Below are 15,486 nucleotides of genomic sequence, written 5' to 3'. Positions count from 1 at the left end.
AATCTTTTAATTCTAGGATAAAAGATTTTAGAAGAGAATTCCGAGGCGTTACAGATTTAAAGTTTTTCCTGGTCAGAATTTCAAAGGTATTTGGTTAACCTGTGCCCACTTTTTGAAGGTGATCCAATTCTTCCTCTCTTTTATTACATGTTATAATAATCTCAATCTTCCAGTTATAAGTACCTCATCTATTAAGTCTACATCTTTTTATTTTATTGAAAGAAATTCACCTTTTTAAATGAAGATGCTATCTCCTCATTATGAACGTAATATGAAATAAAAATTTTAACATTTATTTATTCAATTTTTTTCTTTTAAGTGTAGTGTCATACACTTTAAAAACAAAGTCACTGTATTATCAATATACCCCTTACGTTGAGTAGGGATCAGTATACACTTAATAAACAAAAATGTATTAAGTGTATCACATACAAAACATTATAATATTAAATACAGTTTTTACACTTTATAAATTTCGCTTATTTTGATTTTGACAAAACAAAAATATCACACACCTTTGTGATGTAATCAAAACAGAAACAAGAAATATATAATACATATACTATGAAAAAATTTACAATTTTATTCGCTGCGTTATTAGTATCATTTAGTTTAACTGCTAAAGAATATTATTTACCATTCAACGGAATTTCATATTTCTTCAAAGCTTCAGCCAATGGCACTTCTGCTTCATTGATCTTTGAAAATTTAGAAGGACAAGAAATTAACTTCACAGTAAAAGATGCTGCTGGTAAAACATATATGAATAAAACAGTAGTTGCATCTGGAAAAGTAAAAGAGAATATCAACTTTAAAAGTTTACCTGAAGGAAAATATACTTTTAAAATGATTTTTGAAGATAATATGCTAGTGAGAGATTTTTATGTTACTGAATCAAAGCATGCAGTAATGATGAATTACCACTTAGCTTCTTCAAACCAAAAATTCAGAACTTCTGTTGTGGATGAGCACTTAAATATCATTTTAGGTAAAAGTGTTGAAGGTTTTGTAAAAATCAAGTTGTCAACTGACAGCGGAGAAACAATTTACAATACTAAATTCATGGCCGGAGCACAAAACATCAAGCGTTTTGACCTTTCTACTTTACCGCAAGGTACATACAATACTGAGTTAGTAATTGACGGGGTTACTTACTCTGATTCATTCTCAGTATTATAAGAACAGTATTAAGATTAGCTTAAAAATATAAGTAATAATTTATTTCATTTCATAATTTGTGGGAGAGGTTGTCATTCAGTGACAACCTCTTTTTTTGGTCTTAAAATCGGTGTTTAAGACTGTCATAGCTTTAATAGCCTCAATAAGAAATTTTTATACGAGTGGCCGTTATCTTATTATAGTGGGTTTGGACAGTAATGCATGAGATTTCTCTTTAAAACAATACTTTTTTAATGAAACATTTTAAATGAAGAAAATGGGTCTTGCTGTAGCTCGTAAAGTGGTTTTTATGGTGGCTCAGTGGACGTTGCAATGCAACATCACTAAAACGGCATCCATCATCAAGACTATTCTACCAAAATTTAATGAAGACTGAATGGACGTTGTTCTACGACGTCCATTGAAACACACCTAAAACTATTTCTACTGTCCTAATAATTACTTCTTATGTAAGTACTAGGACAAATGAAAACGAGTGTTTCGTAGACCCATAATTGAAATTATGGGCTTTTGGGAAGATAAATCATTTATCAACTTATGATTATAATATTTGGCTAATTCGCATTTAAATGGCTATCAAGACTGTAAATTTTTGAGGTATGTCAAGATTATATGAAAGTTGGAAAATGTGATAGCTTCCCATAAGCCCATGACTTCCAGTCATGGTGCACGTAATTATTATTCCATTTCTTATGTCCTATTACTTAAAAGTGAATGGTTGCGTACTATGTTTTGTAGGGACGCTACGCTTGAGGCGCTCTTCAAAACATTTCTCTTATTGAGATATAATTAGTTGATAATTAAACCGCACCTCCCTTAAAGCATGTTTGGAATATATGTTCCAAACATGCTCTAAGCTTTGAATTTTGCTTCGCTTTTATTTCAAGACAAAATAAAGGAGAAAGTAGCCTGAAAATAGACCATAGCAATCAAGTGGAAATCTCAATTGAATGCTGACTAAAGTGAAGCCATAATAACCTGAATATGAACTAAAAATGAATAAATAATTTTAACATTTTTTAATTTTTAAAATATTCATTAAGTGTAGGCTGATACACTTTACAAACATACTTCCATGGAAAACACTATACCCCTAATGAAGTGACAGGATCAATGTACACTTAATGACAATAAAGTAATTAAGTGTACTCAGTACGAAATATTTAAATATTAAAATACAAAAATACACTTTATTAATTTTGACTTTTTACATTTTGACAAAACAAATTAATCACACACCTTTGTAATGTAATCAAAACAGAAAAACGAAAAATTAAATATATAATACTATGAAAAAGATCACGATTTTATTTGCTGCGTTATTAGTTTCCCTTAGTTTATCAGCTAAAGAATACTACTTACCATTCAACGGAATTTCATATTTCTTCAAAGCTTCAGAAGATGGAACTTCAGCTTCAATTATCTTTGAAAATTTAGAAGGACAAGAAATTAACTTTATTGTTGAAGACGCTTCAGGAAAAGTTTATACTTCAAAAAGAGTTATCGCTTCAGGAAAAGTAAAAGAAGACATTAATTTCAAAAGTTTACCTGAAGGAAAATATACGTTCAAAATGAACTTTGAAGATAAAATGTTAGTTAGAGAGTTTTTTGTTACTCCATCAAATACAGCAGTGATGATGAACTATCAATTAGCTTCTTCAAATCAAAAGTTCAAAATCTCTGTAGCGAAAGAAAACTTAAATATCATTTTAGGTAAAGACGTTGAAGGTTTTGTAAAGATCAAACTTTCAACTACTGAAGGTGACACAGTTTACAACTCAAAGTTTGTAGCTGGAGCGAAAAATGTTAAACGCTTTGACCTTTCTACTTTACCACAAGGTACATATACAGCAGAATTAATCATCGACGGAGTTTCATACTCAGATTCATTCTCTATCCTATAATTAAGATATCAATTTAGATTAAAAATATAAGTAATAATTTATTTCATTTCATACTTGGGAGAGGTTATCATATAAATGATAACCTCTTTTGTTTTATATTAGCATTTCAAATGATTCACTGGTTATCAAATAAATTATCTTTGTTTGATGAATTAATAAACTGACTATAAATAATTATGCTTGATATTCAAGAAGAAAGGCTAACTATTAAAAATCTTGCGGAAGAAGACAGACCAAGAGAAAAATTACAGCTTAAAGGCAGACATAGCTTGACAGACGCAGAACTGATAGCCATTCTATTAGGTTCGGGATCGAAAAAACTTTCGGCCATAGAAGTTGCACAACTTCTACTCAGCAAAGGCGACAACGACCTTAACACGCTAGCACAGTTTACAATCAAGGACCTGAAGAGTATTAATGGAATTGGGGACGCTAAAGCCATCAGCATTATCGCAGCATTGGAACTGGGCAGAAGACGGAAGGATGCTAAAAAAGGAGAAAGAACTAGAATCACCTGCTCAAAAGATATCTATACTTTTATCACACCCTACCTGCTAGACCTTAATCATGAGGAACTTTGGGTCATCATTCTCACAAGGTCAAACCATATCAAGAATATTGAAAAAGTAAGTATGGGAGGAATGACGGGTACAGTGGCCGATCCTAAAATTATCTTCCAAAAGGCATTAGCACACCAAGGGTGCTCTATTGTTATTGTACACAATCATCCATCAGGGCAGGTAAAACCTAGTCAGGCGGATATTTCTATGACCAAAAAGATCAAAGAAGGTGGTCAATTTCTCGAAATCCCCCTGCTCGATCATATCATTTTCGGCAATGACAATTATTTCAGCTTCGCCGATGAGGGTATCTTATAAAAAGGCGATTTAACCTATTGGATATTTTAAATTTTCAATATCACTTTGAGAAGGTTCTGTTATGTTATCAACTTTTTGATAAAAAAAATGAGTATTTTAATATAGGTACTAAGTCAAAAATAAATCATAGTTAATTCTAATTTATTTTTGAGAAAGTGCCTGCATTTAAATTAGATCAACAAAAAGTAACTATTAGTTTTTTTTAAACTAAACCTATATCATGAAGTTTTTCTCAACTCTATTTATCATACTACTTTGTATTACCGCTACTTTTGCAACAAAAATTGACCACAGTTACACGAGTATCAAACCTGAATTGGAACGATACACGAGTATAGAACAATGGGAAAACCCCAACAATTGGTCTCCGAATATTGTCCCTTCAGAGAATACAATCTTGATTGTAAAAAATAAATCATTGATTATTGACTTCAATCTTGATGTTGAAAAAAAGGTAGTCGGTGCTATTGACATCTCTAATGAAGGCGAATTTGTAGTAACCCCTCATGGAAGTATTTTCATTACGAACACGCTTACTATCAATCCAAAAAGTGCTCTTGTCATAGAAGGAGCCTTGAAGGTACAGAAAGCTGTGATCAATGCATCAAATGCTAAATTTTCACTTAAAGAAATTGGCAGTATAGATGCTCATGAAATTTTCTTGAAAATAGACAACTATATCGCTACCTTAAATGGACACATTTCATCCACTTATCTCAATATTCATTTTTTAGATAAAAATGCTCAGTTGCGAATTGGTGATGAGGCCGAGATTCATATCCAAAGCGATTTAGTCGTAAAAAATAAATTCAAAGACAATATTTTGGGTGATTTATCTAAAATAACCACTTCAGGTTGTCAAGGGAATGAAGCTTTCTGTAAACAGATTACAGCCTACCGCTTAAAGCTTCCTACCATCGTAGATTATTTTGATATTGAAATAGAAAATGATATCACGTTTGCTTATTGGGAAACCTCTACTGAAAGAAATTCAAGTCATTTTATCATAGAGAAATCATATGATGGAGAAAATTTCATTGAATTAGGGAGAGTGGATGCTAACGGAAAATCCTCTTCAGAAAATCCTTATGAATTAAAGGATGATAAATATGAAAAAGATAAAGATACTTTCTACCGTCTGAGAGCAGTACAGCAAAATGGAGAGGAATTTATATGGTGTAGACACTTACTGGCCAATCACTTAGACAAAGAAGAGTTTGGCATTGAAAAGGTCTATCCTAACCCAACAAATTATTATTTGAAATTAGACTTTCAAGCTCAGAAAAGTGATGTATTGGATATCAAACTTCATCATACAGAAAATGAATCAATATGGGATATCAAACCTGAAATTGAAGAAAACAAAGCAGTATTTGATGTGCATCATTATCCTGCCGGCTCCTACATTCTAAAAGTGAAGATGAACGGTCAGCTTGTTTATACTGGCAATGTGATCATTCATGCTACAAACAGTAAAGGCAACATCAGAAACAGTCAAGCGATATTAGTGGAAGAAGGAGAGAAAAAGTAGTTTGTGAATAAGTTGAAATAAAAACCAACTTTTTTCCTTAACCACGTAAATCTAAGTAACACTCAATTTTCTGAACAATAAAATTGTTACTTATGAAGAATTTACGAAACATTTTACTTTTAACTGTGATGCTATTTTCAGGACTTGCTGTAAATGCAAGTGATAGAAGCAATGTTGCTGTTTCAGAAAATGAACCTATTCATGTGTACCCGATTCCAGCCAATACACAGTTTCATATTGATTTCAAAAATAATCAGTATTCAGATATCACTTACAAATTAGTGAACCTTGAGAGCGGTTTATCTACTGTAATTGATAATAAAAATTCAATAAGCCATCAAATTTCATCTTTTGATGTCAGCTTACTGCCCACTGGCACTTACATGCTAGTCATTGAGGAAAATGGAAAAAGTATTTACACAAAAAAAATGGTCATTAACCATTTCGGTGTATAAAAATATACAATACTAAGTCAAAACTATTCGGTATTTTGACACACATATAAACGTAAATTAAAAGCACACATTTCTGATTGGAATGTGTGCTTATTTTTTATTGGCATTTAGAAACGTAAACCAAGTGAAAGGTCCATAACACTCAATGTATTCCCTTCGTAGCTTCCGCCATAATTATAGTTCAATTGTACATTAAAGATTGAAATTAACGTTCCTACCCCTACTCTCGCTCCAAATTTCCAGAACTTATCCAATACTTCTGGATCTTGGTTTGCTCCTTTCGATTTTAAATAATAAGACCTGACGGCTCCAATACCTCCTTGCACATAAGGATGGAAGGTTGTCTCAGCATCTTTAGAGATAAAAAAGTACCTTCCTTCTAATAGAATCGGTATTTGATACCAAGCTTGTGACAATGACGCATCTATAGGAATAGCCGCCAATCCATTGACGTGCCCTACTAAAACAGCATCAAATTTCTCACTGGCATTATAGCTGAACTCTATGTAAGCGGAAAAACCAGCACTTGAAAAAGGGGACAAGTCTCCGACTCCAGATGATCCACCTCCACCTATACCAAAATGTATTTGTGCTGAAGAAAAGTGAGAGACAAATAAGAATGTAATAATGAAGAGTAGTTTATTTCTCATTTTATTTTTTTGCTTTGAAAGGTATTTAGTCTGATCAATTGCACTAAACTTGAAAATGCAACGGGGTTAATGAACAAAATGTATTTGTCCTTTATTAAAAATAAAAGGAAATGACGTAAATCAAAAGAGGTTGCCTTAAATATTCAAGACAACCTCTTTGTGTAATTCCGTTAAGTAATAGCTGTGATTACAATTTATCCAGAAGATTTTGGAAGGAGATCCAAAAACTCACGGCGAGTAGCTTCTTCTTTGAACTTTCCACTGAAGTGTGAAGTCACCGTAGCACTGTAAGTATCCTCTATTCCTCTCATAGAAACGCATAAATGTTTTGCATCAATTAATACTGCCACATCTTCAGTCCCTAAAGTTTGCTTCAAATCCTCTGCAATCTGTACCGTCAAACGCTCTTGTACCTGTGGTCTTTTAGCGTAATGCTGTACAATTCTGTTGATTTTTGACAAACCAATCACTTTCCCATTAGAGATATAAGCTACATGTGCAAAACCAATGATCGGCACAAAGTGATGTTCGCAATTAGAGTAGAAATGAATGTTTTTCTCAATCAACATTTCATCATACTTGTATTTATTGTCGAACAACTTGATATCAGGGCGATTCTCTGGATTTAAACCACTGAAAATTTCTTTGACATACATTTTTGCTACTCTGTCGGGCGTACCTCTGAGGCTGTCATCTGTAAGGTCAAGTCCTAATGTATCCATGATTTCTCTGAAGTGAGCAGAAATTTTCTTTATTTTCTCCTCATCAGATAGGTCAAAGGCATCTTTTTTCATGGGTGTATCATGAGAAGTACCAATGTGATTGTCACCTATTTCATCTATTATAGTTTCGTTATGAATTTCCACTTCTCTAGGCTGAAGGGTATTCCACGAAATTCCGTTCTGTTTCATACAAAATAATTTTTAAGGTGAATTTGTCATCTAATTGTTCTCTTAATATTTTCCATATCACTACGCAGATATTCTCCGCAGTTGGATTTAAAGAAGAAAACTCCTCCACCTCTTCATTTAAATTTTTATGATCTAAGTAATCCAAAACATGCTCTTGCATAATATCTTTCAATATTTTCATGTCTATGACATAGCCTGAAATTGGATCAATCTCACCTGTGACTTTTACTGTGAGATTATAATTATGTCCATGATAATACGGGTTGTTGCATTTCCCAAACAACCTTCGGTTTTCATCGTCGGTAAGTTGCCTGTTATGTAGCCTGTGCGCCGCATTAAAATGTGCTTTTCGTGATACTGTTACTTTCATCTTTAACTAAAGTGCTTCATAATAGAAGTTTGCAAAATGAAAAATACGTATCAAATTTCAATTCACAAAGTTACGAGAGATGAAGCTATTATCTAAAAACATTCTAAAATAGTTTAAACTCATTATCACATATTATGTTTAAACAATTTCAAACAAAGTTTAATGAATCAAAAATGCATCTTTTTCTATCTTGTTCTGCATTTATTAACTAAAAAAATAATTATTTGTTTTATCAAAGTTCAAATTCTTTACATCAAATTAAAAGGAAGTTGGTATTTTTGACTAAAGAATAAAGAGATGACAATTACACAACTTGAATATATTATTGCAGTTGATCAGCACCAAAGTTTTTCAGCTGCGGCAGACGCTTGTTTTGTGACTCAACCTACTTTGAGTATGCAAATTAAAAAGCTAGAAGAGCAACTCGATGTTGTCATTTTTGACCGAGGAAAACAGCCTATTATTCCTACTGATGTCGGTAAAAAAATTATTGAACAAGGGAAGATTGTGCTGAAGGAAGCTCAAAAAGTCAATGACTTAATTCTGGACTACAAAGGTGAAGTAAGTGGCGATCTTAAAATTGGTATTATTCCAACATTAGCTCCTTACCTTATCCCTCTTTTTGTAGGATCTATTTCTAGAAAATTTCCTCATCTGCAACTAAATATCAAAGAACTTCAATCTGAACAAATTATCAAAGCTATTAATGATGATGTGATTGATGTTGGATTATTAGTGACTCCAATTCATGAGCCTGGTATCACTGAAGAACCGCTGTTTTATGAAGACATTGTAGTTTACACTAATCCTGATTATAAGTTTGAACAACAATTAGAGGTCAATATTGCAGACCTGACATCACCGGATATTTGGCTTCTAAGTGCAGGGCATTGTTTCAGAGATCAGGTAATCAACCTTTGCTCTTATCAGAGTACAAACAAAATGAACAGTACACTCCCTATTTCTTATGAAAGCGGGTCATTAGAAACACTGATTCGTTTGGTGGATAAAGAAGGAGGGTTTACGCTTCTTCCAGAATTAGCCGTTGATGAGCTTTCTGAAGATGCTAAAGATAGAATCAGAACTTTTGTAGACGAAAGGCCTATGCGTGAAGTCAGTCTGATTTACGCCAGAAATTACGCCAAGGCTGGCTTGATAAAAGTTTTATCGGAAAGTATTAAAGAAAATATTCCTGAACAATTGCTGACCAGAGATAGAGGTCATGTAGTGGAATGGAGATAAAAAAATAGCGAAGAGTGGAAAGTTATTAATAATTACCTTCATTGATGGCTTTCAACTCTTCCAATTCCTTTAAACGGGCTTCATGTTCATCTACCCATTTTGTTAGATTGTAGTCTTCGTTAGGATATAGTTCATAGTAAGAAACGTATTCGCTTCCCATAGCATGAAAACGCTCTGTGAAGTACACTTCTATTTGTCCAAAATTCAAACTGATATTTTTAGTCCACTGATCATAGTCACTTTGAGAGAAAGTTTGCTGTGCCATTTGACGTTCCATCTTTGCTTTCTCCACTTCCTCCTGATAACTCTTGTCTGAGTTCATCAAATCTGATTTCAAAACCTCGTACATCTGATATTCTTCGGGTGTGATATCAAAAAGATCTTTACCGAAATATCTTGCCCACAAATATTCATCCTGTGGACGTTCCTTTAAAAGTTTCCAGATTTGAGGTTTTACTAATGGATCTTCAAGCATTTCAGAATCGTCATAATACTGTGCATAAGACATAGACGGGTTTATTATCCATAAAATGGACAACATCAAAAAACCAGCAAATATGTTTTGTATCACGCTCATCTAAAAATTAAAAACTTAAGATTAAAAAAAGTCTTATACCTATAGTATACTGTTTAAATAACGATATAGTTTCTTCATAAATTTTACTTACAAAATAAAAAATGAAAAAATAATGCCAAATATAGAAAATATCCTATTCGTTTTTACAAAATACTAAATCTATTTTATTGAAAATAATTCAGCTATGAATATTATATTTGCAATCAAGCATGAGTTCAAAAGTAATATTACTTTTTAAAGAACTGTCTTAATTAGCTCAATTGAACAATTTTGGTTTTAAAATTAAACAAAGGGAACTAACAGCTTTTAAAGTAAAATAGATTCATAGAATCTGTTTTGTGTTTCAAACTTTCAAAATAATTAGAATATGACAGCAAAAGTGAACATAGGAAGGTCATTACTCCAGCGTTTAAGCCAACAGCTTAAAGGAGAATTACATTACGATGACGTAATGAGAACACTGTATGCCACTGATGCTTCAGCCTACCGTGAACTACCATTGGCCGTTGCATTTCCTAGAGATGAAGAAGACATCAAAACTCTTATCACATTTGCTAACCAACATAACACATCTCTAATCCCAAGAACTGCAGGTACATCATTAGCAGGACAAGTTGTTGGTCATGGTATTGTGGTGGATGTATCTAGAACATTTACTAAAATCCTTGAAGTCAACAAAGAAGAAGGCTGGGTAAGACTACAACCCGGTGTGATTCGTGACGAACTGAACAAGCACCTTAAAGACTTTGATTTATTCTTTGGTCCTGAAACTTCTACAGCCAACAGAGCAATGATTGGCGGTATGGTCGGCAACAATTCATGTGGCTCTAACTCAGTGCAATATGGATCTGCTCGTGACCATTTAATTGAAGTAAGAGGTTTTCTAAGTGACGGTTCTGAAGCGGTTTTCAAAGCAGTTTCAGCCGAAGAATTTGAAGCAAAAGCACAACAGGAAAACCTTGAAGGTAAATTATACAGAGAAGTAAAAGAAATGCTTCTTCCGGAAGAGGTAAGAGCTGAGATTGCAAAGGAATTTCCAAAACCTTCTATTCCAAGAAGAAATACAGGATATGCAATTGATCTTCTTGCAAGAATGCAACCTTTCAACCCAGAAGGTAAGCCGTTTAACTTCTGTGAGTTGATTGCAGGTTCTGAAGGTACTCTGATTTTCATTACCGAAATCAAAATGCACTGCGACCCTACTCCTCCTAAATACAAAGGAGTATTGTGTGCACAGTTTGACTCTATTGACGAGTCTTTAAAAGCGAACCTTATTTCATTAAAATTCAATCCTACGGCGGTTGAGTTAATGGATAAATATATCCTTGATTGTACTAAAAACAGTATTGAGCACCGTCAGAACAGATTTTTCCTTGATGGAGACCCTGTAGCAGTATTGGTTACTGAAATTGCAAGAGATACAGTAGAAGAAATGCGTGCTGATGCGGCCGCTCTAGAAGCTGCTTACAAAGAAGCCGGTATGGGACACTACTTCAAACTTGTGGAAGGTGAGGACGTGAAAAGAGTTTGGAATTTGCGTAAAGCAGGTCTTGGACTACTTTCAAATGTACCAGGCGACCCTAAAGCGGCTCCTGTAATTGAAGATACTGCGGTTGATGTAGAAGACCTTCCAGCATACATCGCTGAATTCAATGAGATATTGAAGAAGTATGACTTATTCTGTGTACACTATGCACATGCAGGATCTGGAGAATTGCACCTTAGACCCGTTCTTGACTTAAAAACACAAGACGGTAACAAGATGTTTAAGGTGATTGCTGATGAAATTGCCAAACTTGTAAAGAAATATAGAGGTTCACTAAGTGGCGAGCACGGTGACGGCCGTCTCAGAGGTGAATTTATTGAATATATGGTAGGTTCAAAGAATTTCAAATTAATTGAAGCTACAAAAAGATCATGGGACCCTGATAATATTTTCAATCCTAATAAAATTGTAGACACTCCTCCAATGGACGAGAGCCTTCGTTTTATGCCGGGAATTGAAACACCAGAAATCAAGACCACTTTAGATTTCAGCGCTTCACAAGGTATCATCAGAGCGGCTGAATTTTGTAACGGTGCGGGTGCGTGTAGAAAAACGGAAGTGACGGGAGGAACAATGTGTCCTTCTTACATGGCCACTAGAAACGAGAAAAACACAACGCGTGCTAGAGCTAATATTTTAAGAGAATATTTAAGAGCTCCTTACACTATCAACCGTTTCAACCATAAAGAAATTTATGAAGTGATGGACCTATGTCTGTCATGTAAAGGTTGTAAATCAGAGTGTCCGTCAAACGTAGATATTGCGAAGTTAAAAGCTGAATTTTTACAGCAATATTACAAAGCAAATGGTGCTCCTATGAGAGCAAGGATGATTGCTTACTTCCCTCGTTTGACACAAATGGCGATGCTGACACCAGGTTTATTTAACTGGATGGTCAGCAACCCACTGACAGGAAGTATCTTCAAGTCAATCGCTGGTTTTGCTCCTGAAAGATCAATTCCAAAAGTACATAAACATACTTTCAAGAGTTGGTTACAAAAATATACTCCAAAGAAAGCGAGCAAAGGAAAAGTATATATCTTCTGTGATGAGTTTACCAATTATAACGACACTCCTATTGGTCTGAAAACGATCACATTATTGGAGAAACTTGGTTATGAAGTAGAATGGCAACCTCACGTGGAAAGTGGTAGAACATTCCTTTCTAAGGGTTTTGTGGAAGAGGCGAAAGACCTTGCTTGTCAAAACGTGGATATGCTGAAATCTTACATTTCTGAAGAAACTCCACTGATTGGTATCGAGCCTTCTACCATTATGGCTTTCCGTGATGAGTATCCTGATTTGGTACACCCTCATCAGAAAGAAGATGCTGCAAACCTTGCTAAAAATGCTTTAATGATCGATGAATTTATTGCCAGAGAAGTTAAAGCGGGTAATATTACTTCTGATCAGTTTACAGAAGAAGAGAAATTAGTGAAATTGCATACGCACTGTCAGCAAAAAGCCACTGGTACTCAAGTTACTGGTAAGCAGATGCTGGGCTTGCCTAAAAACTACAAAGTACAGATCATTCCTTCTGGATGTTGTGGTATGGCCGGTTCATTTGGCTATGAAAAAGAACACTATAAAGTATCAATGGATGTAGGTGAATTAGTACTTTTCCCTACTATCAGAAAACTGAATGATGATGTAATAATTGCAGCGGCAGGAACTAGCTGTAGACATCAAATTAAAGACGGAACAGAGCGAGACGCCTTGCATCCAGTAGAGATTTTATTGAATGCATTAAAATAGTATTACAAAAGGGAGAGTGGATAATTTATCTACTCTCTTTTTTTTATAAAAACCTGAAAATCAACAAAAAATTCTTTTATATTTATTAAAACCAATTCTTCTTCAATCATTTTATTTCCCCATTCAAAGTTATTATCTGAACGATTTTAAAGAAGGTGTTTATATCGGTTAATAAATGAAGATTATTATAAGAAGACTCTCTATTTTTGTGCTAAGCCAATGTAATAATTCAACTACAAATGAAAAAAAAGGTATTAATTACAGGATTGAATAGTATTATCGGAATAGAAGTATTTCGGTACCTTTCCCGTTGTACCCAAACTCAAATTGTAGTTGGTCAGCGTCACGTTCCTAGTTTGCCCATTCAAGATGCTGATTACCGTTATCTTGATTTTAATGACGGCAGTACTTTCCAAGAAGCACTTATTGGCATAGACACTGTCTTTCTAGTTATTCCCCGTGGCATTCCCAATATTGAATATTCTTTTGGTACTTTCCTTTCTGCTTGCAAAGCGGCAGGTGTATCACAAGTCATTTTCTCTTCCGTTTACAGGGGGAAATACAGCTTTATCCTTCCACACCATAAAGTTGAAAAGCTAGTTCGCAAAAGTGGCATTGATCACATCATTGTTCAGGCCACCTATTTTATGCAAAACTTGACGACTTTCTTTAAAAAGGAAATTCAAGAAGATCAGAAAATTGCCATACCGCATTTGAGCAGAAAAGTAAATTGGATCGACGCAAGAAATGCAGGTGATGCCATTGTAAATCTCATTTACCAGTTTGATCAATATAAAAATCAAACAATTCCATTGATGGGAAATGAGAATAAAAACTTTATGGAAATAACGGCCAAACTGACCGCTTCTCTTCCTAAAGATGTGATTTATAATGCTACTTTTAAAGAGTTTATCAGTTCATTAAAAAGAAAAGGTTTACGCTATAGAGAAATCGGCGTATTACTCCTTTTTATGGTATTGGAAAAGCTAGACCCCAAACTAGAAATTTATCCTAATTACGAAAAAATCACTGGTAAAAAACCTACTCGACTGATTGAGTTTATCATGAGGCATTTACATGATTTGGAGCCCTCTAGCAATTAATAATTATTTCCAACGGCTTACACGTTCAGCTTTATCCAATAATTCTGTTGCTAAGGAATTAAACCTGAACTTCAATAAACGTTTCCTTCCCTCCACACTTCTTGTAAAATACAGTTCAGAGTTACTGACATATTTGCTCCAGTTGCGACAAAATAGAGTTGCAGTCTTTTTCTTTTTACCTAATAATTCCGGTACAGCGTGATAGTCCTTTTGTGTAAAAAGGTTCCAAAAACGGTTTTTTCTCACTACGATATATCTCGGATTATGTATAGGGCTGACAATTTCCTCTAATGCATTGATAAAGGTATTTTTTTCAAAAGCACTTCCCCCTTCTAAGTAACAAAAAGATTCCCCATAGTCATTGATAAATGTCTTCACTGATAATTCATCCGGCTTTGAGTATATAATATTCGCTTCAAGCAAAGTGTTCAGTAATGCTTTGCCTATGTTTTGAATATCCTTGGAGACATCCCTGTACTTAAAATAGATTTTAGTTGTTTTAATCAGTTTTCTACCAAAATAAACAAGTCCTCCAATATCCAAAAAGCAAAGGATCATCAGTAGATCGTTTCCATTTTCAGCAATAAAAACACCTTCTATGATATCATAAAAATCAAGTAGATGAAGTAAAAACAGTTGCCCTAGCTCAAGCAGTAAATAACCGATAGAAGCTGTAAAATAAAACTTCTTCTGCTTATGGAAATTGCCTTCCTTTCGGTCAAAAGGAACTTTAATTTCCTCTGTAAGCTCTACACCATTTTCTATGGCCTCATTCCATTGTTCAGAAAGCAACTTCCGTTCATTGGCAGAATGAAACATTTTTTCGTTAAGATGATGAACTGTTTCATTGTTAAACTGATTTGGAATTTCCATTCTTAAAATTCCATTTTCAATCGTTTTTTCCTCTCTTTCAGAAATACCTACAAAGGCTCTGAATCTTCTCTTCAATAGTTGAAAATCACCACCTCCATCATTTTTCGTCGGATCTACAGAAACCAAATGCCAGATATTACTTGTTTTTGCTGCATTGGATTGTGATGTTCGAATGGCCCTTCCTCTCATCTGATTAGACAAAACATAAGAACCTACAACACTCGCCAGTATTAATGAGTTGATACATGGAGCATCCCAACCTTCCCCTAATAAAGACTTCGTTCCAACCACTATATTGAAATGTCCTTCTTCAAATAATTGAGTGATTACTTCTACTATTTCGTGTTTTAACTTTTCTGAAAGACGAATTAAACTATAGGTAGCGTCATATTGTAAAGGTGAGAAAGTAATTGTAACACCCAATTTTTCGAGCCTGTCAGTGAGAACGTCAGTAACCGATTCAGGTACGATAATCAAAGAACCAGTCAGTACACTTAACTTCGCTTCGTTGC

At 34.2% G+C, this 15,486-nt stretch carries 14 protein-coding genes; 9 read left to right on the top strand and 5 right to left on the bottom strand.

All coding sequences use genetic code 11. The annotated features are described in order from the left end of the window. Positions 1-564 precede the first annotated feature (564 nt). The 6 genes from HHU12_RS30625 (at position 565) to HHU12_RS30605 (ending at position 5,947) form a co-directional block, all read left to right on the top strand. Positions 565-1,179 carry a hypothetical protein gene (locus HHU12_RS30625; protein WP_169660550.1) on the top strand — a complete coding sequence of 205 codons (615 nt, stop codon included), beginning with the start codon at positions 565-567 and terminating at the stop codon, positions 1,177-1,179. Positions 1,180-1,426: 247 nt separating this feature from the next. Continuing rightward, complete coding sequence (locus HHU12_RS35720; protein ID WP_262889444.1) at positions 1,427-1,555, top strand: hypothetical protein; 129 nt, start codon at positions 1,427-1,429, stop codon at positions 1,553-1,555. A gap of 913 nt (positions 1,556-2,468) precedes the next feature. Beyond that, positions 2,469-3,083: a hypothetical protein gene (locus HHU12_RS30620; RefSeq protein WP_169660549.1), complete on the top strand. Its 615-nt coding sequence runs from the start codon at positions 2,469-2,471 to the stop codon at positions 3,081-3,083. A 176-nt stretch (positions 3,084-3,259) separates the two neighbouring features. After that, positions 3,260-3,961 carry a RadC family protein gene (radC, locus tag HHU12_RS30615; RefSeq protein WP_169660548.1) on the top strand — a complete coding sequence of 234 codons (702 nt, stop codon included), beginning with the start codon at positions 3,260-3,262 and terminating at the stop codon, positions 3,959-3,961. A gap of 220 nt (positions 3,962-4,181) precedes the next feature. Beyond that, positions 4,182-5,492 (top strand): T9SS type A sorting domain-containing protein, encoded by a 1,311-nt coding sequence (locus HHU12_RS30610; protein WP_169660547.1) that lies wholly within the window; start codon positions 4,182-4,184, stop codon positions 5,490-5,492. Between the two features lie 92 nt (positions 5,493-5,584). After that, positions 5,585-5,947: a T9SS type A sorting domain-containing protein gene (locus HHU12_RS30605; RefSeq protein ID WP_169660546.1), complete on the top strand. Its 363-nt coding sequence runs from the start codon at positions 5,585-5,587 to the stop codon at positions 5,945-5,947. Positions 5,948-6,054: 107 nt separating this feature from the next. Here HHU12_RS30605 and HHU12_RS30600 read toward each other — a convergent pair whose 3' ends face one another. From HHU12_RS30600 to HHU12_RS30590, 3 genes are all read right to left on the bottom strand, one after another. Further along, complete coding sequence (locus HHU12_RS30600) at positions 6,055-6,597, bottom strand: hypothetical protein (RefSeq protein WP_169660545.1); 543 nt, start codon at positions 6,595-6,597, stop codon at positions 6,055-6,057. A gap of 194 nt (positions 6,598-6,791) precedes the next feature. Next, positions 6,792-7,508, bottom strand: coding sequence for a GTP cyclohydrolase I FolE (folE, locus tag HHU12_RS30595; RefSeq protein WP_169660544.1), 717 nt, complete (start codon positions 7,506-7,508; stop codon positions 6,792-6,794). Next, positions 7,468-7,878 (bottom strand): 6-pyruvoyl trahydropterin synthase family protein, encoded by a 411-nt coding sequence (locus HHU12_RS30590; protein ID WP_169660543.1) that lies wholly within the window; start codon positions 7,876-7,878, stop codon positions 7,468-7,470. The genes folE and HHU12_RS30590 overlap by 41 nt, the downstream gene beginning before the upstream one ends. Before the next feature lie 297 nt (positions 7,879-8,175). On the opposite strand from HHU12_RS30590, the gene HHU12_RS30585 reads away from it, so the two are divergent. Next, positions 8,176-9,120 carry a hydrogen peroxide-inducible genes activator gene (locus tag HHU12_RS30585; protein ID WP_169660542.1) on the top strand — a complete coding sequence of 315 codons (945 nt, stop codon included), beginning with the start codon at positions 8,176-8,178 and terminating at the stop codon, positions 9,118-9,120. Positions 9,121-9,145: 25 nt separating this feature from the next. On the opposite strand, the gene HHU12_RS30580 is transcribed toward HHU12_RS30585, so the two are convergent. After that, complete coding sequence (locus HHU12_RS30580; RefSeq protein ID WP_169660541.1) at positions 9,146-9,697, bottom strand: hypothetical protein; 552 nt, start codon at positions 9,695-9,697, stop codon at positions 9,146-9,148. Positions 9,698-10,064: 367 nt separating this feature from the next. On the opposite strand from HHU12_RS30580, the gene HHU12_RS30575 reads away from it, so the two are divergent. Both HHU12_RS30575 and HHU12_RS30570 read left to right on the top strand, forming a co-directional pair. Beyond that, the gene (locus tag HHU12_RS30575; protein ID WP_169660540.1) at positions 10,065-12,998 is read left to right on the top strand and encodes an FAD-binding and (Fe-S)-binding domain-containing protein; all 2,934 of its coding nucleotides are present in this window, start codon (positions 10,065-10,067) and stop codon (positions 12,996-12,998) included. A 239-nt stretch (positions 12,999-13,237) separates the two neighbouring features. Then, entirely contained in the window at positions 13,238-14,101 is an 864-nt protein-coding gene (locus HHU12_RS30570; RefSeq protein ID WP_169660539.1) for an NmrA family NAD(P)-binding protein, read from the top strand. A 3-nt stretch (positions 14,102-14,104) separates the two neighbouring features. On the opposite strand, the gene HHU12_RS30565 is transcribed toward HHU12_RS30570, so the two are convergent. Continuing rightward, positions 14,105-15,486 (bottom strand): helicase-related protein (locus HHU12_RS30565; RefSeq protein ID WP_205960036.1); only part of this gene is annotated, 1,382 nt, incomplete at its 5' end.

It is taken from the genome of Flammeovirga aprica JL-4, from assembly GCF_012844305.1.
Lineage (GTDB): Bacteria > Bacteroidota > Bacteroidia > Cytophagales > Flammeovirgaceae > Flammeovirga > Flammeovirga aprica.
Note: the sequence above shows the minus strand (reverse complement) of the source record. Positions and strands in the feature narration are given on the sequence as shown.